General features: G+C 65.2%; 16 protein-coding genes and 1 tRNA gene. 11 read left to right on the forward strand and 6 right to left on the reverse strand.

The features are described from left to right. Window positions 1–58: 58 nt before the first annotated feature. The 3 genes from QA635_RS01510 to QA635_RS01520 form a co-directional block, all read right to left on the reverse strand. Complete coding sequence (locus QA635_RS01510) at window positions 59–1,081, reverse strand: hypothetical protein (protein ID WP_283066377.1); 1,023 nt, start codon at window positions 1,079–1,081, stop codon at window positions 59–61. 378 nt (window positions 1,082–1,459) lie between these two features. Next, window positions 1,460–2,323, reverse strand: a complete 864-nt coding sequence (locus tag QA635_RS01515; protein ID WP_283066379.1) for a carbonic anhydrase — start codon at window positions 2,321–2,323, stop codon at window positions 1,460–1,462. 426 nt (window positions 2,324–2,749) lie between these two features. Next, on the reverse strand, window positions 2,750–3,802 hold the full coding sequence (locus QA635_RS01520; protein ID WP_283066380.1) for a polysaccharide deacetylase family protein: 1,053 nt from the start codon (window positions 3,800–3,802) through the stop codon (window positions 2,750–2,752). Window positions 3,803–4,115: 313 nt separating this feature from the next. Here QA635_RS01520 and QA635_RS01525 point away from each other — a divergent pair, with 313 nt between their 5' ends. After that, complete coding sequence (locus QA635_RS01525) at window positions 4,116–4,331, forward strand: cysteine rich repeat-containing protein (protein ID WP_168858072.1); 216 nt, start codon at window positions 4,116–4,118, stop codon at window positions 4,329–4,331. Window positions 4,332–4,446: 115 nt separating this feature from the next. Here the strand turns inward: QA635_RS01525 and QA635_RS01530 are convergent, their stop codons facing one another. Beyond that, window positions 4,447–6,126 (reverse strand): MFS transporter, encoded by a 1,680-nt coding sequence (locus QA635_RS01530; RefSeq protein WP_092087790.1) that lies wholly within the window; start codon window positions 6,124–6,126, stop codon window positions 4,447–4,449. Window positions 6,127–6,297: 171 nt separating this feature from the next. On the opposite strand from QA635_RS01530, the gene QA635_RS01535 reads away from it, so the two are divergent. The 7 genes from QA635_RS01535 (at window position 6,298) to QA635_RS01565 (ending at window position 14,192) form a co-directional block, all read left to right on the forward strand. After that, a complete protein-coding gene (locus QA635_RS01535; protein WP_283066383.1) occupies window positions 6,298–7,689 on the forward strand; it encodes a hydrolase in 1,392 nt (463 codons plus the stop codon). Window positions 7,690–7,772: 83 nt separating this feature from the next. Next, a complete protein-coding gene (locus tag QA635_RS01540) occupies window positions 7,773–9,158 on the forward strand; it encodes a cytochrome P450 (RefSeq protein ID WP_283066385.1) in 1,386 nt (461 codons plus the stop codon). 41 nt (window positions 9,159–9,199) lie between these two features. Next, window positions 9,200–10,609, forward strand: coding sequence for an adenylate/guanylate cyclase domain-containing protein (locus tag QA635_RS01545; protein WP_076834983.1), 1,410 nt, complete (start codon window positions 9,200–9,202; stop codon window positions 10,607–10,609). Window positions 10,610–10,784: 175 nt separating this feature from the next. Next, entirely contained in the window at window positions 10,785–11,288 is a 504-nt protein-coding gene (locus tag QA635_RS01550; protein ID WP_016847256.1) for a tellurite resistance TerB family protein, read from the forward strand. A gap of 227 nt (window positions 11,289–11,515) precedes the next feature. Beyond that, entirely contained in the window at window positions 11,516–12,295 is a 780-nt protein-coding gene (locus tag QA635_RS01555) for an SDR family NAD(P)-dependent oxidoreductase (RefSeq protein ID WP_283066391.1), read from the forward strand. Window positions 12,296–12,438: 143 nt separating this feature from the next. Then, window positions 12,439–13,266, forward strand: coding sequence for a glutamine amidotransferase (locus tag QA635_RS01560; protein ID WP_283066392.1), 828 nt, complete (start codon window positions 12,439–12,441; stop codon window positions 13,264–13,266). A gap of 116 nt (window positions 13,267–13,382) precedes the next feature. Continuing rightward, the gene (locus QA635_RS01565) at window positions 13,383–14,192 is read left to right on the forward strand and encodes an enoyl-CoA hydratase (protein WP_283066394.1); all 810 of its coding nucleotides are present in this window, start codon (window positions 13,383–13,385) and stop codon (window positions 14,190–14,192) included. A 330-nt stretch (window positions 14,193–14,522) separates the two neighbouring features. Here the strand turns inward: QA635_RS01565 and QA635_RS01570 are convergent. Beyond that, window positions 14,523–14,598, reverse strand: a tRNA-Ala gene (locus QA635_RS01570). Between the two features lie 296 nt (window positions 14,599–14,894). Here QA635_RS01570 and QA635_RS01575 point away from each other — a divergent pair. Genes QA635_RS01575 through folD form a run of 3 tightly spaced genes read left to right on the forward strand, consistent with a single transcriptional unit; the run spans window position 14,895 to window position 16,428 of the window. Beyond that, window positions 14,895–15,185, forward strand: coding sequence for a YggT family protein (locus QA635_RS01575; protein ID WP_016847252.1), 291 nt, complete (start codon window positions 14,895–14,897; stop codon window positions 15,183–15,185). Between the two features lie 21 nt (window positions 15,186–15,206). Next, window positions 15,207–15,542 (forward strand): DUF167 domain-containing protein, encoded by a 336-nt coding sequence (locus QA635_RS01580; protein ID WP_425249119.1) that lies wholly within the window; start codon window positions 15,207–15,209, stop codon window positions 15,540–15,542. Between the two features lies 1 nt (window position 15,543). Continuing rightward, a complete protein-coding gene (folD, locus tag QA635_RS01585; RefSeq protein ID WP_283066400.1) occupies window positions 15,544–16,428 on the forward strand; it encodes a bifunctional methylenetetrahydrofolate dehydrogenase/methenyltetrahydrofolate cyclohydrolase FolD in 885 nt (294 codons plus the stop codon). A gap of 154 nt (window positions 16,429–16,582) precedes the next feature. On the opposite strand, the gene ppa is transcribed toward folD, so the two are convergent. Further along, window positions 16,583–17,113 (reverse strand): inorganic diphosphatase, encoded by a 531-nt coding sequence (gene ppa / locus QA635_RS01590; protein ID WP_028337382.1) that lies wholly within the window; start codon window positions 17,111–17,113, stop codon window positions 16,583–16,585. Window positions 17,114–17,236: the final 123 nt, after the last annotated feature.

The following is a 17,236-nucleotide window of genomic DNA, read 5'->3' on the forward strand; positions in this document are numbered from 1 at the left end:
TTCCCGCATTAGTCTCTGATCCCGGGCGCGTTGTCGATAGCGGATTCGACATTGTCTCCTAGACCCGCGCCCCACACAATCCGCTCATGATCGCAATCGCGACCAGCCCGCTGGCCGCGAGTCCGATGGCCCAGACCCGATCGGCGAGTGTTGTGGCCGCGCCATGCGCGATCAGGACGCCGCGCAATCCCGATGTCAGGTGGGCGAGGACGAAGAACACGCCGAGTGCGTAGTGCGGAACCAGGCGGATGCTCCAGGCGTCGTGGATCAGGCCGGTCGGCGCACCGGACGCCCAGGCCCAGTTGGTGTCGATATGGTGCACGGCGCGCGCCGAGACCAATGCCGAGTTCAGATGAGTGACGATGAACGCCGCGAGGTAGACGCCGGAGCCGATCTGAAACACGCGGTAGGCATCCGCCGGCGCCGAGCTCCAGCGCCAGGCGAGCCGCATCCCGACGGCGACCTGGAACAGCATCAGGCCGACGAGGATGGGTTCGACCATCGGCGATCGATAGACCGTGCGTCCCGCCTTCATCGCGGCGGCGTGGACATCGGGTCCGAGCCAACCCAGCAGATGATTGGTGAGGTGAAACGCGACGTAGAGCAGGATGACCGCTGCGGCGATGCCATGCATCACGCGCCATTTGGCGATCGATGGCGCAATCGCGGCTGACCTTGCCGGGCGCTCTTGCTCGCTGCCGAGCAGCACAAAGAGGCATGCGGCCGCCCAACCTGCGACCCAGACGAGCTCGTCGCTGATTGGGATGTGCAGCAGGCCGAGACCGACGCCGGTCAGCACGAACAAGGGCGGCGCAGCGATGCTGGCATAGGCAAGGCGGCGGGCGCGCAGCTCGAACGACGAAGGCTCGGCCCTGGTCATCCAATACGCGCAGGCAAGACCCAGCAAGGGCGCGGCGGTCGCGGCCAACAGGCAAAGCGCCGCCAGGACCAGTCGCCCAAACGACGCCGGACCAGCAGCGGGAGAGACCGCGAGATGAAATGCATCGAGCAGGAACGGATAGGCCATCGCTCCAGCCGCCGGGATCATCGAACGCAGCTTTTCGGTGGCCGTATTCGCCAAGCCATCGTCGCCCGACCGTACGCGACCTTGTTCGAATGCACTCACTGAGCTCTCCAGGGTTCGGGCATCATGCAAGAGAGGGCCAGACCGACGAATCTATTCCCGGATCATCGTCGGAGGCGCGGCACACAGGCTGGTGCTGTGGATGCTGGCGTGTACGAGCGCGGCGTTGCGCCGAGACCCTGTCTCAAGGCGCAAAAACTACAGCGATACGGGCCCACCGATAGGACCAAGTTCCAACAATCCGACTGGACCACGCCAACCCGTCGGCAGTTGCTGGCTGACGGCGTGATGCATCTCACAAGGTCGTAAGCCGGACGTGGCTCGTCTCCCGGCAAGGGCTTGATCCAGTTCGGACCGGGGGGAAGACGCCGCCGCTCATTCCTTCGCGTTGACAAGCGATTCAATGCGCTGCGACTGCACGATGGCGTCGCCGAGATCGACGAACGCTGCAAGATCTCGAGGTGCCGCCGCCAGCCCGCTCCCGTCGACATCACCGGATCGGGGAGCCCATATCGCGCGGCTCTCCAGAAGATAGACGCCGTAAACCGCTTCGATCCCGGTGTAGGCGTTGGTCCTCAGTTCTTCCTGGATCGAGTAAGCCGCCAGCGCGGCGTTGGTGACAACCGACGTCTCGATCAGGGCTTTTCGATATCCAGGGCGGTGCACGACAGTCGGCCCGAACGCGGCGACCAGCTTTCTCTCGGAAGTCTGCACCACGACCAGCGCGCCATCGAGAATGCTGCGGAGCGAACGCTTGGTCGCGAGCGGCAGGTATTCGCGCGGATTCAGGAATACGTCGACGGCTGTCGTGAGCGCGCCGCATCCGCTGTGGCCGAGCACGACGATGAGCTTGAGGCTGCCGCCGAGGTTCTCGACTGCGTATTTGAGGCTTCCGAGCACCTCTATTCCGAGACCATTGCCCGCGACGCGGACCACGAAGAGATCATTGGGCCCTTCATTGAAAATGAGTTCAACGGGTACACGGGCGTCGGAGCAGCCGAGCACGGCTGCAAATGGTCTTTGTTTCGGTACGGCGCTGTCAGCCAGGAGGCCCAGGTCACGCAGATCGACCGGGATGATCTGCTGTACCGCGCTCGTCTCCTCATCGTGGTCAAGGAGCGTGGCGAAGCTTTTGTTACCCTGCTCCAGACGCAGCAAGGCCGCATGACTGTCCGGCGGGGTGGGCCTGATCGCGACATCGTCGCTGCTATAGCGATACGTGATATCGAAGGTCTTCATGATGGCCGCGCTGTGCTGGGAATATTCGGGCACGCAAGGCGACTCAGTCAAACAGAAACCTGCAATCCTACCGAACGACACATTGGAAAGCCGCCGTTGATTCAGATCAAGATTGCTGCAGGGCGAAGATGACGCAGATTGCCCTGTCCATGATGCCGCCGAGGGGGTGACGTTGTTGCGGCGGGCTGCCGCTGCGCCGGCAGCGCCCGATGCCAGGCGAGCCGCGGCCAACCGCGCATCGGTCGCGATTTCGGAATATTGGAAATATATCCCTGATTTGCCCGACGGGTCAAGTTGCCTGGTCGAGCGCCGGCATCTGCCGGCTCCTTTGCATGGGGTTGTTTTCGATATTTTGGTGGCTCAGAAAGCGAAAGCGCCCCTGGATCGGATCCAGGGGCGCTTTGCGTTGCGAGTGCGTCTGCTGCGTTACTCGGCGACCGTCTGCACGACGTTGCCGATCGGCCGGCCAGTTGCGATCGGCTTCTCGGTCTTCGCCATCATCGCGTCGTATTCGGGCAGCGTCTCGAGCTGGGTCTTGGCCTTCATCCAGACCACCTTGTAGCCGCCGGCCTTGAGCTTGCGGAGCAGCGTCGGCAGCGCCTGCGCGGTGTGCTTCTGCAGGTCGTGCATCAGGATGATGCCCTTGTGCTCCTTGTCGAGCTTGGTCATCACGTTGTTGATCACTTCGTCCGCGCTCTTGGACTTGAAGTCGTTGGAGTCGACGTCGACCGAGAACATCGCGATGTTGCGGGTGCCGAGATAGGCGGTTGTCGCCGGGGTGTGCGCCAGCGCCGGGAAGCGGAAGAACGGAGCAGGGTTCGCACCCAGCGCCAGCTTGACCGCGCTAAAACCCTTCTCGATCTCGTCCTTGGCCTGCTGCTCGGTCAGCTTCTTGCTGGCGAGATGCGCATGCGACCAGGTATGGGCGCCGATGGTGTGGCCGGCGGCGGCGACCTGGCGCAGGATGTCCGGGTGATAGGTGGTGTGCAGGCCGATCGGGAAGAACACCGCCTTGGTGCATTCGTCAGCCAGCGCCTTGAGTACGGCCGGCGTGGTCGGCCACGGCCCGTCGTCGAAGGTCAGCACGACCTCCTTGTCGGTCAGGAAGTCATACTGCTTGTACTGCAGGAAGCCGAAGCCCGGGCCGCCATTGGTGTCGACCACGACGGTGCGGCTGATGCCGAGCGCGTCGGGGTTGGCGCATTTGGGCGCGGCCGCGACGGGGGCGGGCGCCGGGGCAGGAGTGACGGCCGGTGCCGCGGCCTGGGTGGCATCGGCGCGCTTCGACAGCGCGGCGGTCGTCTCGACATCGTCCCTGGCGGCCTGTTTTGCCGCCGCGGGAAGCGGATCGGCCTTGGCCGCAGCCGTGGTTTGCGGAGGAGCCGCGTCGGCACGCGGCGAGGAGGTCCAGAACCACACGCCGGCGATCACGATCGCCGTTACAACACTGGCCAGCATCAGGCCCAACGCACTACGCATCGCTACACACTCTCTCGGAACTTAAGGATACGCCACAGCCGTAACGAGCGATTAATGCCAACAAGGTCTTAACGCGATCCCAACAAGAGGCTGGAAGGACAAGAAAAAGCGGGCTTTACCCATGCGTGATGACCATCACAGTCGGTTTCAAGCTTCTTCGCGGCATGGAAACGCTATAGAACCGGCGTCGCATTCCCTGGGGCCGTTTCCGCTGCGATGAAATCGGAACGGGGCTCCGGATTTCCTATTTGACGCGTTTTCTTCGCGCGAACCGGCACCCCTTCGCGCGAAAACGCTTGAGAGGCTTTGAGAGATGACCCGATTTCTGTTTGCCGTCGTTCCGCTGGTTTTGTTGACGTCGGCCGCCTCGGCGCAGCAGCAGGGGCGCGATGCCTGTTCACGCGATGCCTCGCGGTTCTGCCGCGCCCATCTCGGCGAGGGCGATCAGGTCGTGCTGGCATGCCTGAAGGAGCATCGCAGCCGCCTCAGCAAGGCCTGCCAGCAGACGCTCGCCGATCACGGGCAGTAGACCCATCAGCTGTCATTCCGGGGCATTGCGGAGCGATGAACCCGGAATCTCGAGCTAATAATCTCCAGATTCCGGGATCGCGCTATTCGCGCGCCCCGGAATGACAATGGAGAGACTACGTACTGCTCCCCGCTGCGGTCGCGACCACCGGGATCACCTCCTTGGCGGCGCGGTCGGGGGTCTCGTCCTTCCAGCGCACCGATCCGAACGGACGCTCCAGCATCCGGCGCACGCGGATCGGCTCGGCGCCGATGTGGAAGTCGGCCGCCTTCTGATGCAGTTCGCGCTCGATCTGCGTGGCGCGGTTGCGCTGGCGCAGGAAATCGAGCCAGGTCGGGCAGTGATAGCGCTCGGTCCACAATTCGGGATCGGCGATGTCGCGCGCGATCGACCAGCCATAGGCGCCGTTGCGCTGGCGGCTGAGCTGCACGTCCTGCATCACATTGTGGAAGGCGCGGGCATTGTCTTGCGCCACCCGGTATTCGATCTCGACCACCAGCGGCCCGCTGCGCCCGCTCAGTTGCAGCCGCACCTCGGGATCGGCCAGCGCATCCGTCGCGTCCTCGTTGCGCGCGCCGATCGGCGGCATCCTGAGCCAGATGCCGAGCAGCGGCGACAGCAGCATCAGACCGGCGGAGATCAACAGCGCCATCTCGACGCCGCCGACATCCGTGATGCGGCCCCAGCACCAGCTGCCGATCGCGATACCGCCGGCGATCGCGGCCTGGAAGGCCGCCAGCGAACGTCCCGCGACCCAGCGCGGCGCGGAGAGCTGCACACCGATGTTGAACAGCGCGATCGCCAGCATCCACACCGCTCCGGCAACAACCAGCGCGGCGGCGGTGATCACCGGCTGCTTGCTCACGGCAACCGCGGCGATCGCCGCGCCCATCGTCAAAGCGCAGACCCGTATGGCGGCTTCGCCGCTGAGTCGGCTGCGGATCTCGCTGATGTTGAGCGCGCCGATCACCGCGCCCATGCCGAAGGCGCCGAGCATGATGCCGTAGGTCTGCGCGCCGCCATGCAGGAGGTCGCGCGCCACCAGCGGCATCAGCGCCGAGACCGAGCCGCCGATGATGCCGGTCACCATGGTGCGGGTCAGCACGATCTTGATCGACGGCGAATTGGTGATGTAGCGCACGCCGGAGACGATGGCGCGGTTCAGCCGCTCGCGCGGCAGCCGCGACGGCTCGCTGACGCGATTCCACAGGAACAGCACGACGAGCAGCGGCAGATACAGCACGGCATTGGCGGCGAAGGCCGCGACGGCGCCCGCGGACGCCACCACGATGCCGCCGATCGCCGGACCGAAGCTGCGCGCGATGTTGTAGCTGATGCCGTTCAGCGCGACCGCCGCGGGCAGCGTCTCCGGCGGCACCTGCTCGCTGACCGAGGACTGCCAGGCCGGGCCGAACAGCGCCATGCCGCTGCCGACCACGAAGCACAGCGCGAGCAGGATGTTCGGCGTCACCAGATTGAGCCAGGCCAGCACGGTCAGGATGGTGGCGCCGGTCAGCGCGATCGCCAGCGACACCAGCGCGACGATGCGGCGGTCGTGCATGTCGGCAATGGCCCCGGCCGGCATCGAGATCAGCATCACCGGCAACATCAAGGCGGTCTGCACCAGCGCGACCTTGTCGGCCTCCGCGGTCATCTGCGTCATCGCCCAGGCGGCGCCGACGCCCTGGATCAGGATGCCGAGGTTGGAGAGCAGGCTCGCGAGCCAGATTCGCCTGAAGATTGAATGCCGCAACGGTGCAGTGATACTGTCGGAGCGATCACGCGGTTCGGTCATATCCAGTTCCGGTTGGCCTGCTATGGCTTGTTGGACGATTCCGGCTGCACCAACTGATGCCCGCGAAACGCGTGTCCTGTCCAGCGATTACGGCATTCTTGGCGAGGATAGGGCACAGCTAAAGCACTGAAAGACCTGAGGAAGGTCAAGGGAAGGTCGGGGGAAGGGGCCATGGCGCTGTCGCGGCGGAGAATTTTGCAAGGGGCCGGCGCCCTGTCCCTGCTGGCCGGCCGCCTCGGCGGGCCGGCCTCGGCTCAACCGGTCTTGGCTCAGTCGGCCTTGGCTCAGCCGGCGCCCGCCGGTGACACCCCGCCGATCCTGTTCGTGCACGGCAATGGCGATCACGCCGCGCTCTGGATGACGACGTGCTGGCGGATGGAATCGAACGGCGTGCCGCGCGAGCGCATGGCGGCGATCAATTTCACCGATCCGCTGGCACGCGGTGACGACAAGATCGAGCAGGCGAGCCGCTCCTCGACCGAGGACCAGCGCCGCGAACTCGCCGAGGCGATCAGGGAGCTGAAGCAGAAGACCGGCGCGCCACGGATCGCACTGGTCGGCAGTTCGCGCGGCGGCAATGCGATCCGCAATTACATCAAGAATGGTGGCGGCGGCGACATCAGCCACGCGGTGCTGTGCGGCACGCCCAATCACGGTGTGTATGCGTGGGACGACGGGCTCGGCAACGAATTCAACGGGCGTGGTCCGTTCCTGCGCGGACTGAACGGTGGCGACAGCGAAGTGACTGTTGGCACCCTGTTCCTGACGCTGCGCAGCGATGGCCTCGATAAATATGCGCAAGCCGACGGCCGCTTCGTCGGCAAGCCGGGCACGCCGACCAACGTCACGACGGAAGGGCCGGCGCTGAAAGGCGCGACCAATCTGGTGCTCGGCGCGGTCGATCATCGCGAGACCGCCTTTCATCCGCGCGCCTTTCGCGAGATCTACAAATTCATCGCAAGGCACGAGCCGTCGCGGATCGAGATCGTGCCTGAGACGGCGGTGAGGCTGAGCGGCCTCGTCACGGGCACGCCCGGCGGCGTGCCGACCAACCGGCCGGTGCCGGGGGCCACGGTCGACATCTATCATGTCGCGGCGGAGACCGGCGAGCGCATCGGCGGCCCGCTGCACAGCTCGCAGACCGGCGCCGACGGTCGCTGGGGTCCGGCGCAGGTCGACCCGTCGTGGCCGCTCGAATTCGTGCTGACGTCACCTGGTACGGCGACGACGCACATCTATCGCTCGCCGTTTGTGCGCTCGTCCGAGATCGTGCATCTGCGCGCGGCGCGGCCGCTGGGGCCGGCCGATGCCGGCGCAGGCGCGGTCGCGCTGATGTCGCGGCCGCGCGGCTATTTCGGCCTGCCGCGCGACATCGTGCTGTTCGACGGCAAGGAGCCGGCCGATGTAAAGCCCGGTGTGCCGACCGATTCGGTGACGACGCTGCGGCTCGCCGCGGACGATGTCGGCCGTCCGGTTGCCGCGATCTTCAACGGGGAACGCATTATGATGCGGGCCTGGCCGGTATCGGAAAATCGGATTGCGGTCGCCGAGCTGACTTATTAGGTCTGGTGGAGGGTCCGCGCGCCTTCTTGGCGCCGGGATCGCATGGCCGGATCGGCCGTCGCGTGAGGCAGGAAGCGAGGACCATGAGCATAGCCGAGGTCTACGATATCACGGTCACGCGGCGGCCCCTGGTCCCGCCGGCCCCGCCGCGCGCGCCGGACGATATGGGCGCGTTCCAGCGCATGCGGGTGATGCGCAACTCGCCGATCGAGACCTGGGGCCAGCGCGCCTATGAGGACGACATTGTCCAGGGCCGCTTTCTCAACCATTCGAGCTTCATCCTCAACACGCCGGATGCGATCCGCCATGTGCTGGTCGACAATTACGAGAACTACACCCGCACGCCGGCCGGCCTTCGCGTGCTGCGTCCGATGCTGGGCGAGGGGCTATTGATCGCCGAAGGGCGGGCATGGAAACACCAGCGCCGCACGCTGGCGCCGGCGTTCACGCCGCGCGCGGTGACGACGCTGGTGCCTTACATGATTGCGGCGGTCGACGAGACCATCGCCAAGCTGAAGTCCGCGAGCGGCGGCCCGGTCGATCTGCGCGAGGCGATGCAGCGGATGACGCTGGAGATCGCCGGCCGCACCATGTTCTCGTTTGGCATGGATCGCCACGGCGCCGCGCTGCGGGATTTCGTGATGGAGTATGGCAACACGCTGGCGCGGCCGCACATGCTCGATCTGGTGCTGCCGTTGAACTGGCCGACGCCGCAGGATTTCCGGCGCGCCCGTTTCCGCAAGCGCTGGACCGCGTTCGTCGGCATGCTGATGGCCGAGCGACGTGCGGCCGGCAAGGATGACAACGCGCCGGCCCGCGACCTGTTCGACCTGATGGGCGCGGCGCGCGATCCTGAAACCGGCGAGGCCTTCACCGATGCCCAACTCGGCGACCAGGTCGCCACCATGATCCTGGCCGGCCACGAGACGACTGCGACCGCGCTGTTCTGGGCGCTCTATCTGCTGGCGCTCGATCCCTTGACCCAGGAACAGCTGGCAACCGAAGTCACGAGTGCGGCGACGTCTGGCACGCTCGACATCGAGCGGCTGAAATTCACCCGCGCGGTGATCGACGAAACCATGCGGCTTTATCCGCCGGCGTTCCTGATCGCGCGTGCCGCAGGCGGTCCCGATACCATCGCGGGCCGTCCGGTCAGGAAGGGTGACGTAATCCTGATTGCGCCGTGGCTGTTGCACCGGCATGAGAAGCTGTGGCGCGATCCGAACGCGTTCGTGCCGTCGCGTTTCATGACGGGAACGCCGCCCGATCGGTTCGCCTATCTGCCGTTCGGGGTCGGCGCGCGGGTCTGCATCGGCGCGCATTTTGCGCTGGTCGAGGCGACGCTCGCGCTTGCGAAGATTGTCGGCGCATTCCGCGTCGCGCTGGCGGACAAGGATCCGGTGCTGCCGATCGGCGTGGTGACGACACAGCCGAACCGCTCGCCGGTGTTTACGATCAAGCCGCGCTGACCTTGCGCGGCGGTGTCCCAATGCTCATCTAGGGGCTCACCATGAGCGATACGCAGGCCCATTTCGCAGTCCTCAGGCAGACGACCGATCCGGCCGTCGTCGATGCCATGCAGCAGCTGATCGCGGACGGTCATGATAGGGATCTCAATCGCATCAATCTGCTGGATTTCTCGAGCCGCACCGGGCTCGACCAGGAGAAGGTGATTTCCGGCTTCCTGCATGCGTCGCGGCTCGGCCTGTTCGACATGAGCTGGAATGTGCTGTGCCCGGGCTGCGGCGGCGTGCTCGATGCGCATTCGACGCTGAAGTCGTTGCGTCATGACGACTATAATTGCGCGCTGTGCGCGGCCGGTTACGAGGCGTCCGTCGACGATCTGGTCGAGGTCGCCTTCACCGTCAGCCCGCGCGTGCGCCGCATCGGCGCGCATGATCCGAACACGCTGCCGATCTGGGAATATGTCCGCCAGATGTTCTGGAGCTCAGGCATCGAGCTCAACGAAGACTCGCTGGAGCGCCTGCTCAAGGAGGTGACGCTGGAATCGCTGGAATTGCCGGCCGGCGAAAAGGCGCTGCTGTCGCTGCAATTGCCGAAGCAGTTTCTGATCGTGTTCGAGCCGGTGACGCACTCGGCGCATTTCTTCGACGTGCAGGGCGAGCCGACCACCGAGCGCCAGCAATTCTCGATCGTGTTCAACAAGCTGCAGGCGCCGACCGGCACCACGGTGCTGCGACCGGGGCCGCTCCGGCTGTCGCTGGACAACCAAACCGACACCCGCGTGCTGCCCGCTGTTTGGGTAGCGGCCGATGCGCTGCATGAGCTGCTCGGCAAGCGCAAGCCGATCCTCACCGCGAAGCGGATGCTGTCGAACCAGACCTTCCGCGATGTGTTCAAGGCCGACAACCTCACGGTCGACCAGCGGCTGAAGATCACCGCGCTCACCTTCCTGTTCACCGACCTCAAAGGCTCGACCGCGCTCTATGAACGGGTCGGCGATCTCGCCGCATTCGATCTGGTGCGCGCGCATTTCCACGCGCTGCTCGAGATCATCGCTTCCGAGCACGGCGCCGTCGTGAAGACGATCGGCGACGCCGTGATGGCGACCTTCATCCGGCCAGAGCATGCATTGTCGGCGGGCCTGCGCATGCGGGCGGCGATGAAGCAGCTCAACACCGCGCGCGGCAAGGAAGATCTGATCGTCAAGATCGGCATCCATGAGGGGCCGTGCCTTGCGGTGACGCTCAACGAGCGGCAGGATTATTTCGGCCAGACCGTGAATATCGCAGCCAGGGTGCAGAGCCTGTCGACGTCGCAGGAAATCCATTTGACCCAGCCGGTGATGGAATCGGCTGAGGTCGCGGGCATCCTCGATCGCGCCGCGATCAAGCCGATCCAGAAGGAAGCGGCACTGCGTGGCATTGCCGACAAGCTCGTGGTGTACGAGATACCGTAGTCATATTGCTGAAACGTAATGCTTGCCGAAACGTAATGTCGCAGCGGGAACCTGCGCGGATTGCACCGGTTCTGTTTCCACGCCATATAGATTTCAACGGAGCGGGATCCGGAAAAACTTGATAGCCGGATAGATCGCGCTCAAATCAGGCAGACTTCATTCCACAGAGAGAACGATGCTCGACGGACTTCGCCAATTCATTGCCGATATCGTTTCCCCCGATGCTCAGGCCGACCGCACCTTCGATGACGGCGACTATCGCCTGGCGGCGACCGCGCTGCTGGTGCATGTCGTCTCGCTGGACGGCGAGCCGACGCCGGCCGAGACGCGCAAGCTGCACGGCCTGATCGAGAGCCGTTTCCAGCTCGACCGCGGCGCGGCCGACAAGTTGATCGCCTCTGCCATGCGCGTCGAGGGCGAGGCCGTGGATCTCTATCACTTTACCAGTGTCATCATGCGCTCGGTGAACGAGGAGGGACGGCTGCGCATCGTCGAGATGATGTGGGAGCTGGTCTATGCCGACGGTCAGGTCAGCGAGTTCGAGGACAATGTGGTCTGGCGCGCCGCCGATCTGCTCGGCATTTCCTCGCGCGACCGCATCGATCTCAAGCATCGGGTCGCCGAGAAGCAGGCGGCGCTGCCAAAGGGTCCCTGGGGCACGGCGGACGCCGCAATCTGACGTGATTGCCCGCGCCGGCGGACGCATCGTCACTGGCATTACGGATGACGAAATTTTAATGTCCGCCGCGATTGTGGGCGATCCGACTGAAAATCTGGCGTTTCATCACAAAACCAGTGCCTCGCCGCTGTCCACAAGCTTACACGCGGCTTGCGTCCCACCGCATGCCTATGCTCTCGTCGCCTTGTTGGGTACCTCACTAGAATTTGCAGTAAGAGTTTGAAAACGTGACCGAGCGTGTGACGCTGATAACCGGGGCATCGGCGGGCATAGGCACCGAACTGGCGCGCGTGTTTGCATCGAATGGTCACCGTGTGGCGCTGGTGGCGCGGCGCGCCGACCGCCTGCAGGCGCTCGCCGACGAGCTCGGGGCCAAGGGCGGCGCAGCGCCGATTGTGATCCCCTGTGATCTCCAGCACACAGATGCGGGCGACCGGATCGCGCAGGCCCTGACCGACGCCGGGGTCGAGGTCGAATTTCTCGTCAATAATGCCGGCTTCGGCCTGTTCGGCCGCGCTATCGAACGCGACCGTGCCGAGCAGCTCAACATCATCAACGTCAACATCCGCGCGCTGACCGATCTGACGCTGCGCTTTGCCGACCAGCTGATCCGTAACCGCGGCGGCATCCTCAATCTCGGCTCGATCGCCGGATTTCTGCCGGGCCCCGGCATGGCCGTGTACTACGCCAGCAAGGCCTATGTGCTGTCGTTTACCGAGGCGTTGCGCTGTGAGCTGGCGCCGCAGGGCGTGCGTGTCACCGTGTGTTGCCCGGGCCCGGTACCATCGGAGTTTCAGGATCGCGCCGGGTTTGCCCCCGGATTCGATTCCGCCATCCTCAACGTTTCGCCAGAAGAGGTGGCCCGCCAGGCCTATCGCGGACTGATGGCCAACAAGCGCGCGGTGCTGCCCGGCGCCTTCATCAAGCTGGTGCCGTTTCTGCTCCGGCTGTTTCCGCGCTCCTTCATCCTGACGGCGGTCGGCGGATTTCAGCTCCGCAAGCGCTAGCTTTCCCTGAAAAGCCACTCGTCGCCGTTAAGGCTATTTTCTGGCCCGCGATTTGCTTCGCCTGGGTGTGCGCAAACTCACACGATGTTAACGACCACTTAGCTATGATCGCGCCTTACGTGCCGAAACTTTAAGCAGAGGCAATGTCGTTCCGGACTGACCAGAGCCGTGTCGTGGTGCCCTTTGCCAGCCGAAGGCCGGCCGCGGTCACGCCCGGGGATCAGGCCTTGGATCAGATCTCGGCTCAGGTCTCGTTGCGGCCGGTGCTGATCGTGCTGCATCAGGAGACATCGACTCCCGGCCGGATCGGCAACGCCCTGCGCGCGCTGGGCTACCGCCTCGACATCCGCCGCCCGCGCTTCGGCGACGCGCTGCCCGAAACGCTCGACGCGCATGCCGGCGCGGTGATCTTCGGCGGTCCGATGAGCGCCAATGATGGCGACGACTATGTGCGGCGCGAGATCGACTGGATCGCCGTTCCGCTGCGCGAGCAGCGTCCGTTTCTGGGCATCTGCCTCGGCGCGCAGATGCTGGCGCGGCAGCTCGGCGCCGAGGTCGCGCCGCATCCGCAAGGCCGTGTCGAGGTCGGCTATTATCCGGTCAGGCCGACCGAGGCGGGCCGCGCGCTTTGCCCCGACTGGCCGGAACGGGTCTATCACTGGCACGGCGAGGGATTTCAATTGCCCGCCGGCGCCGACCTGCTCGCGGCGGGCGATGATTTCCCGGTGCAGGCGTTCCAGTTCGGCAACGCCTTCGGCCTGCAATTCCATCCCGACGTGACCTACGCGATGATGCATCGCTGGACCACGCGCGGTTGCGCACGGATGGATTCGCCGGGCGCACAACCGGGTCATCTGCACTTCGCCGAGCGTGCCGTCCACGATGCCGCCGAGCGCGCGTGGCTGAAGCATTTCATCGACGGCTGGATCGCGCGCGTGCCACAGCGGCAGCTGCTGCAGGCCGCGGAATAGCCGCCACGCGGAATTTCGCGCGCGCTTTTCATTCTGGTGAATGTGCTACTGTCGGCCGCCGCGCGCAGGCCGCATCGCCGCGCGTATCAATAACAACAAGGCACAGGGAGATCGCCGTGAGCTACGAGCACATCCTCTATGAGGTCAGCGACAGGATCGCGACCATCACGCTCAATCGCCCCGATCGCATGAATGCGTGGACCGCGATCATGGAGCGCGACGTGCGCCACGCCATGGAGGTGGCGGCCAACGACGACAACGTTCGCGTCATCGTGCTGACCGGCGCGGGCCGCGGCTTCTGCGCCGGCGCCGACATGGACGCGCTGAAGGGAATCGATCCCAACGAGGTCAGGCGCGGCGAGAACATCCCGTTCGACATGAACCGCCGCGCCGACTGGCAGACGCGCTACGCCTACTACCCCGCAATCAGGAAGCCGATCATCGCGATGCTCAACGGCGCCACCGCCGGCATCGGCCTGGTCCACGCGCTCTATTGCGATTTGCGCTTCGCCGCCGACAGCGCGGTGTTCACCACCGCCTTCGCGCGGCGCGGCCTGATCGCCGAACACGGCATCAGTTGGATGCTGCCGCGTATCGTCGGCCATGCCAACGCGCTCGATCTGTTGATGTCGGCGCGGCGGGTGTCGGCCGAGGAGGCGCTGCGCATCGGCCTCGTCAACCGGCTCTCCTCGCCGGAGAAGCTGCGCGAGGAAACCTATGCCTATGCCCGCGACCTTGCCGATTTCGTCTCGCCGTGCGCGATCGCGGTGATCAAGCGCCAGGTCTACGACGTGCCGTTCCAGACGCTCGCCGAAGCCACCATCGATGCCAACCGCGAGATGCAGATCGCGCTGAAGGGCAATGATTTCAGGGAAGGCGTCGCGAGCTTTGTGGAGAAGCGGCCGCCAAGGTTTACCGGGACGTGAGGGGGAGGGTGGGTAAAAGTCCGTCTTCGCCCTTTGGGCGTGGGCAGCTTGCCTCAGCCCGGCTTCGCCCTGCGGGCTACGCCGCGGCAGCCTTCGCTCGCATCGCTACGATGGACTATCCGGGCTTGCCGAGCCGAAGCTCGCGAAGCGAGAGCTTCGTCGGGAAGCGGCCACCGCGGTTTACGGGGACGTAAGGGGGAGGGATTGGGTCGGAGTTCATAACACCAGCCCGGCTTCGCCCTTCGGGCTACGCCGCGGCAGCCTTCGCTCGCATCGCTACGACGGACTATCCGGGCTTGCCGAGCCGAAGCTCGCGAAGCGAGCGAAGGCTGGTGGAGCCAGGCGGGATCGAACCGCCGACCTCGTCATTGCGAACGACGCGCTCTCCCAGCTGAGCTATGGCCCCATCGCGGCCGGGTGTTGCTGAGTATCCCGGCCGTCAGTCGGGCGCCATTTACAGTCCCGCCCAAGGCCAAGTCAAGAACAGTGAAAGCGCGGTTTTCGGGCCCGCTGGCCGGCAGTTCCCTTGTTTGCGGGGGGATGAACCGATATTTAGAGCGTGATCCCGACCCGGCGGACCGCGCGAGTGCCCAGCGCATAGCGGTTTTCCGAAACGATCCTGACCAAACAAGAAGCGCGATGGCGGCTCAGTCCGGTCTCGTTGCGCCTCAATCGGTTGTCTTACCCGCGAGCCCCCCTCATATGCGCGCTGTTCTCGACATCGTCATCATCATCCTCGACCTCTATGTCTGGCTGCTGATCGCCTCCGCCATCCTGTCCTGGCTGGTCGCCTTCAATGTGGTCAACACGCGCAACCAGTTCGTTTCCGCGGTGGCCGAGTTCCTCTACCGGATCACCGAGCCCGTGCTGCGGCCGATCCGCAACGTGATGCCGAATCTGGGCGGGCTCGATATCTCGCCGATCATCGTGATCCTGATCATCATGTTCATCCAGCGGGTGATCGCCTATTACATCTATCCCAACGTGATCTGACCCTTTCTCGACGGGGCCTTGATGGATCCGTGGCGCTATTCCACCGAGGGCATCAGCATCGCGCTGCGCGTGACGCCGCGCGGCGGCCGCGACGACATCGACGGGATCGAGACGCTGCCCAACGGCCGTTCGGTGGTGAAGGTGCGGGTGCGCGCCATCGCCGAGGGCGGCGAGGCCAACCGTGCGGTGACTGAGCTGCTGGCCAAGGCGCTCGGCGTGCCGAAAGCCAGGGTGAAGCTGCTGTCCGGCGCCACCTCGCGGCTCAAGCAGGTCGCGGTGGACGGCGATCCGAAAGGGCTCGGCGATACATTGAGGAAGCTGACGGCGGCCAAGCCGAACCAGCAGACAAGGGACTGACATGACTGCCCGCATCATCGACGGAAAAGCCATCGCCGCCGAGCTTCGCGCCCGCGTCGCCGACGAGGTCGCCCGCGTCAAGCGTGACCACCAGCTCACCCCAGGGCTCGCCGTCGTGCTGGTCGGCCATGATCCCGCGAGCGAGGTCTATGTCCGCAGCAAGCACACCCAGACCCAGGCCGCCGGCATGGCCTCGTTCGAGCACAAGCTGCCGGATGATGTGTCGCAGGCCGATCTGCTGGCGCTGATCGCGCGGCTCAACCGCGATCCCATGGTGCATGGCATCCTGGTGCAGCTGCCGCTGCCGAAGTCGCTGCACACCGAGACCATCATCAACGCGATCGATCCGGCCAAGGACGTCGATGGCCTGCACCCCAACAATGCCGGCCGGCTCGCCGGGGGCTTGGCCGCGCTGTCTCCCTGCACGCCGCTCGGCTGCATCATCCTGACCAAGAGCGTGCACGCCTCGCTCGAAGGCATGAACGCGATCGTGATCGGCCGCTCCAATCTGGTCGGCCGTCCGCTGGTGCAATTGCTGCTGAACGAGAACGCGACGGTGACGATCGCGCATTCGCGCTCGCGCGATCTGCCGAAGCTCTGCGCCCAGGCCGATCTGGTCTATGCCGCGGTCGGCCGGCCCGAGATGGTGCGGGGCGACTGGCTGAAGCCGGGCGCGACCGTGATCGACGTCGGCATCAACCGTATCCCGGTGCCCGGCGGCAAGCCGAAGCTGGTCGGCGATGTCGCGTTCCAGGAAGCCCTCAATGTCGCCGGCGCAATCACGCCGGTGCCCGGCGGCGTCGGGCAGATGACGGTGGCGTGCCTCCTGGTCAACACGCTGCGCGCCGCCTGCGCGATTGCCGGCCTGCCGGCGCCGGCGGTGTGAAATGCTCCCTCGCCCCGCTCTTGCGGGGAGAGGGTTGGGGTGAGGGGCCCCTCTCCGAGGTGGGATTGTCGAGAGACCTGTACCCCCTCACCCGGATCGCATTCCGCTCCGCTACATGCGATCCGACCTCTCCCCGCAAGCGGGGCGAGGTTAGTCACTTCTTCTTCGCGCGCTCGATGCCTTCGAGGATCAGCCTGCGGGCTTCGTCGGCGTCGCCCCAGCGCAGCACCTTCACCCACTTGCCCTTCTCGAGGTCCTTGTAGTGCTCGAAGAAGTGCTGGATCTGCTGCAGCGTGATGTCGGGCAGGTCGCTGTAGTTCTGCACCTTGTCGTAGCGCTGGGTCAGCTTCGATGACGGCACCGCGATGATCTTCTCGTCGCCGCCGGCCTCGTCCTCCATCAGGAGCACGCCGACCACCCGGACGCTCATCACCGCGCCCGGCACGATCGCGCGGGTGTTGACGATCAGCACGTCACAGGGGTCGCCGTCGCCGGACAGCGTGTGCGGGATGAAGCCGTAATTGCCGGGATAGCGCATCGGCGTGTAGAGGAAGCGGTCCACCACGAGCGTACCGGCTTCCTTGTCCATTTCGTACTTGATTGGCTCGCCGCCGACGGCAACCTCGATGATGACGTTGACGTCGTGGGGCGGATTTTTTCCGATCGATATGGCGTCGATACGCATGGATTGCTCCGCGTGGCCTCTGGAAGTTGAGAACGATGTGATTTTTTGGTTGGCGCCGCCGGGCCGCGAAACGGCTCCCGGCCCGACCTTGAGGCCGGGCTGGCCGACGCGCGCAGCGCTGGA

The sequence above is a fragment of the Bradyrhizobium brasilense genome, from assembly GCF_029714345.1.
Taxonomy (GTDB): domain Bacteria; phylum Pseudomonadota; class Alphaproteobacteria; order Rhizobiales; family Xanthobacteraceae; genus Bradyrhizobium; species Bradyrhizobium australafricanum.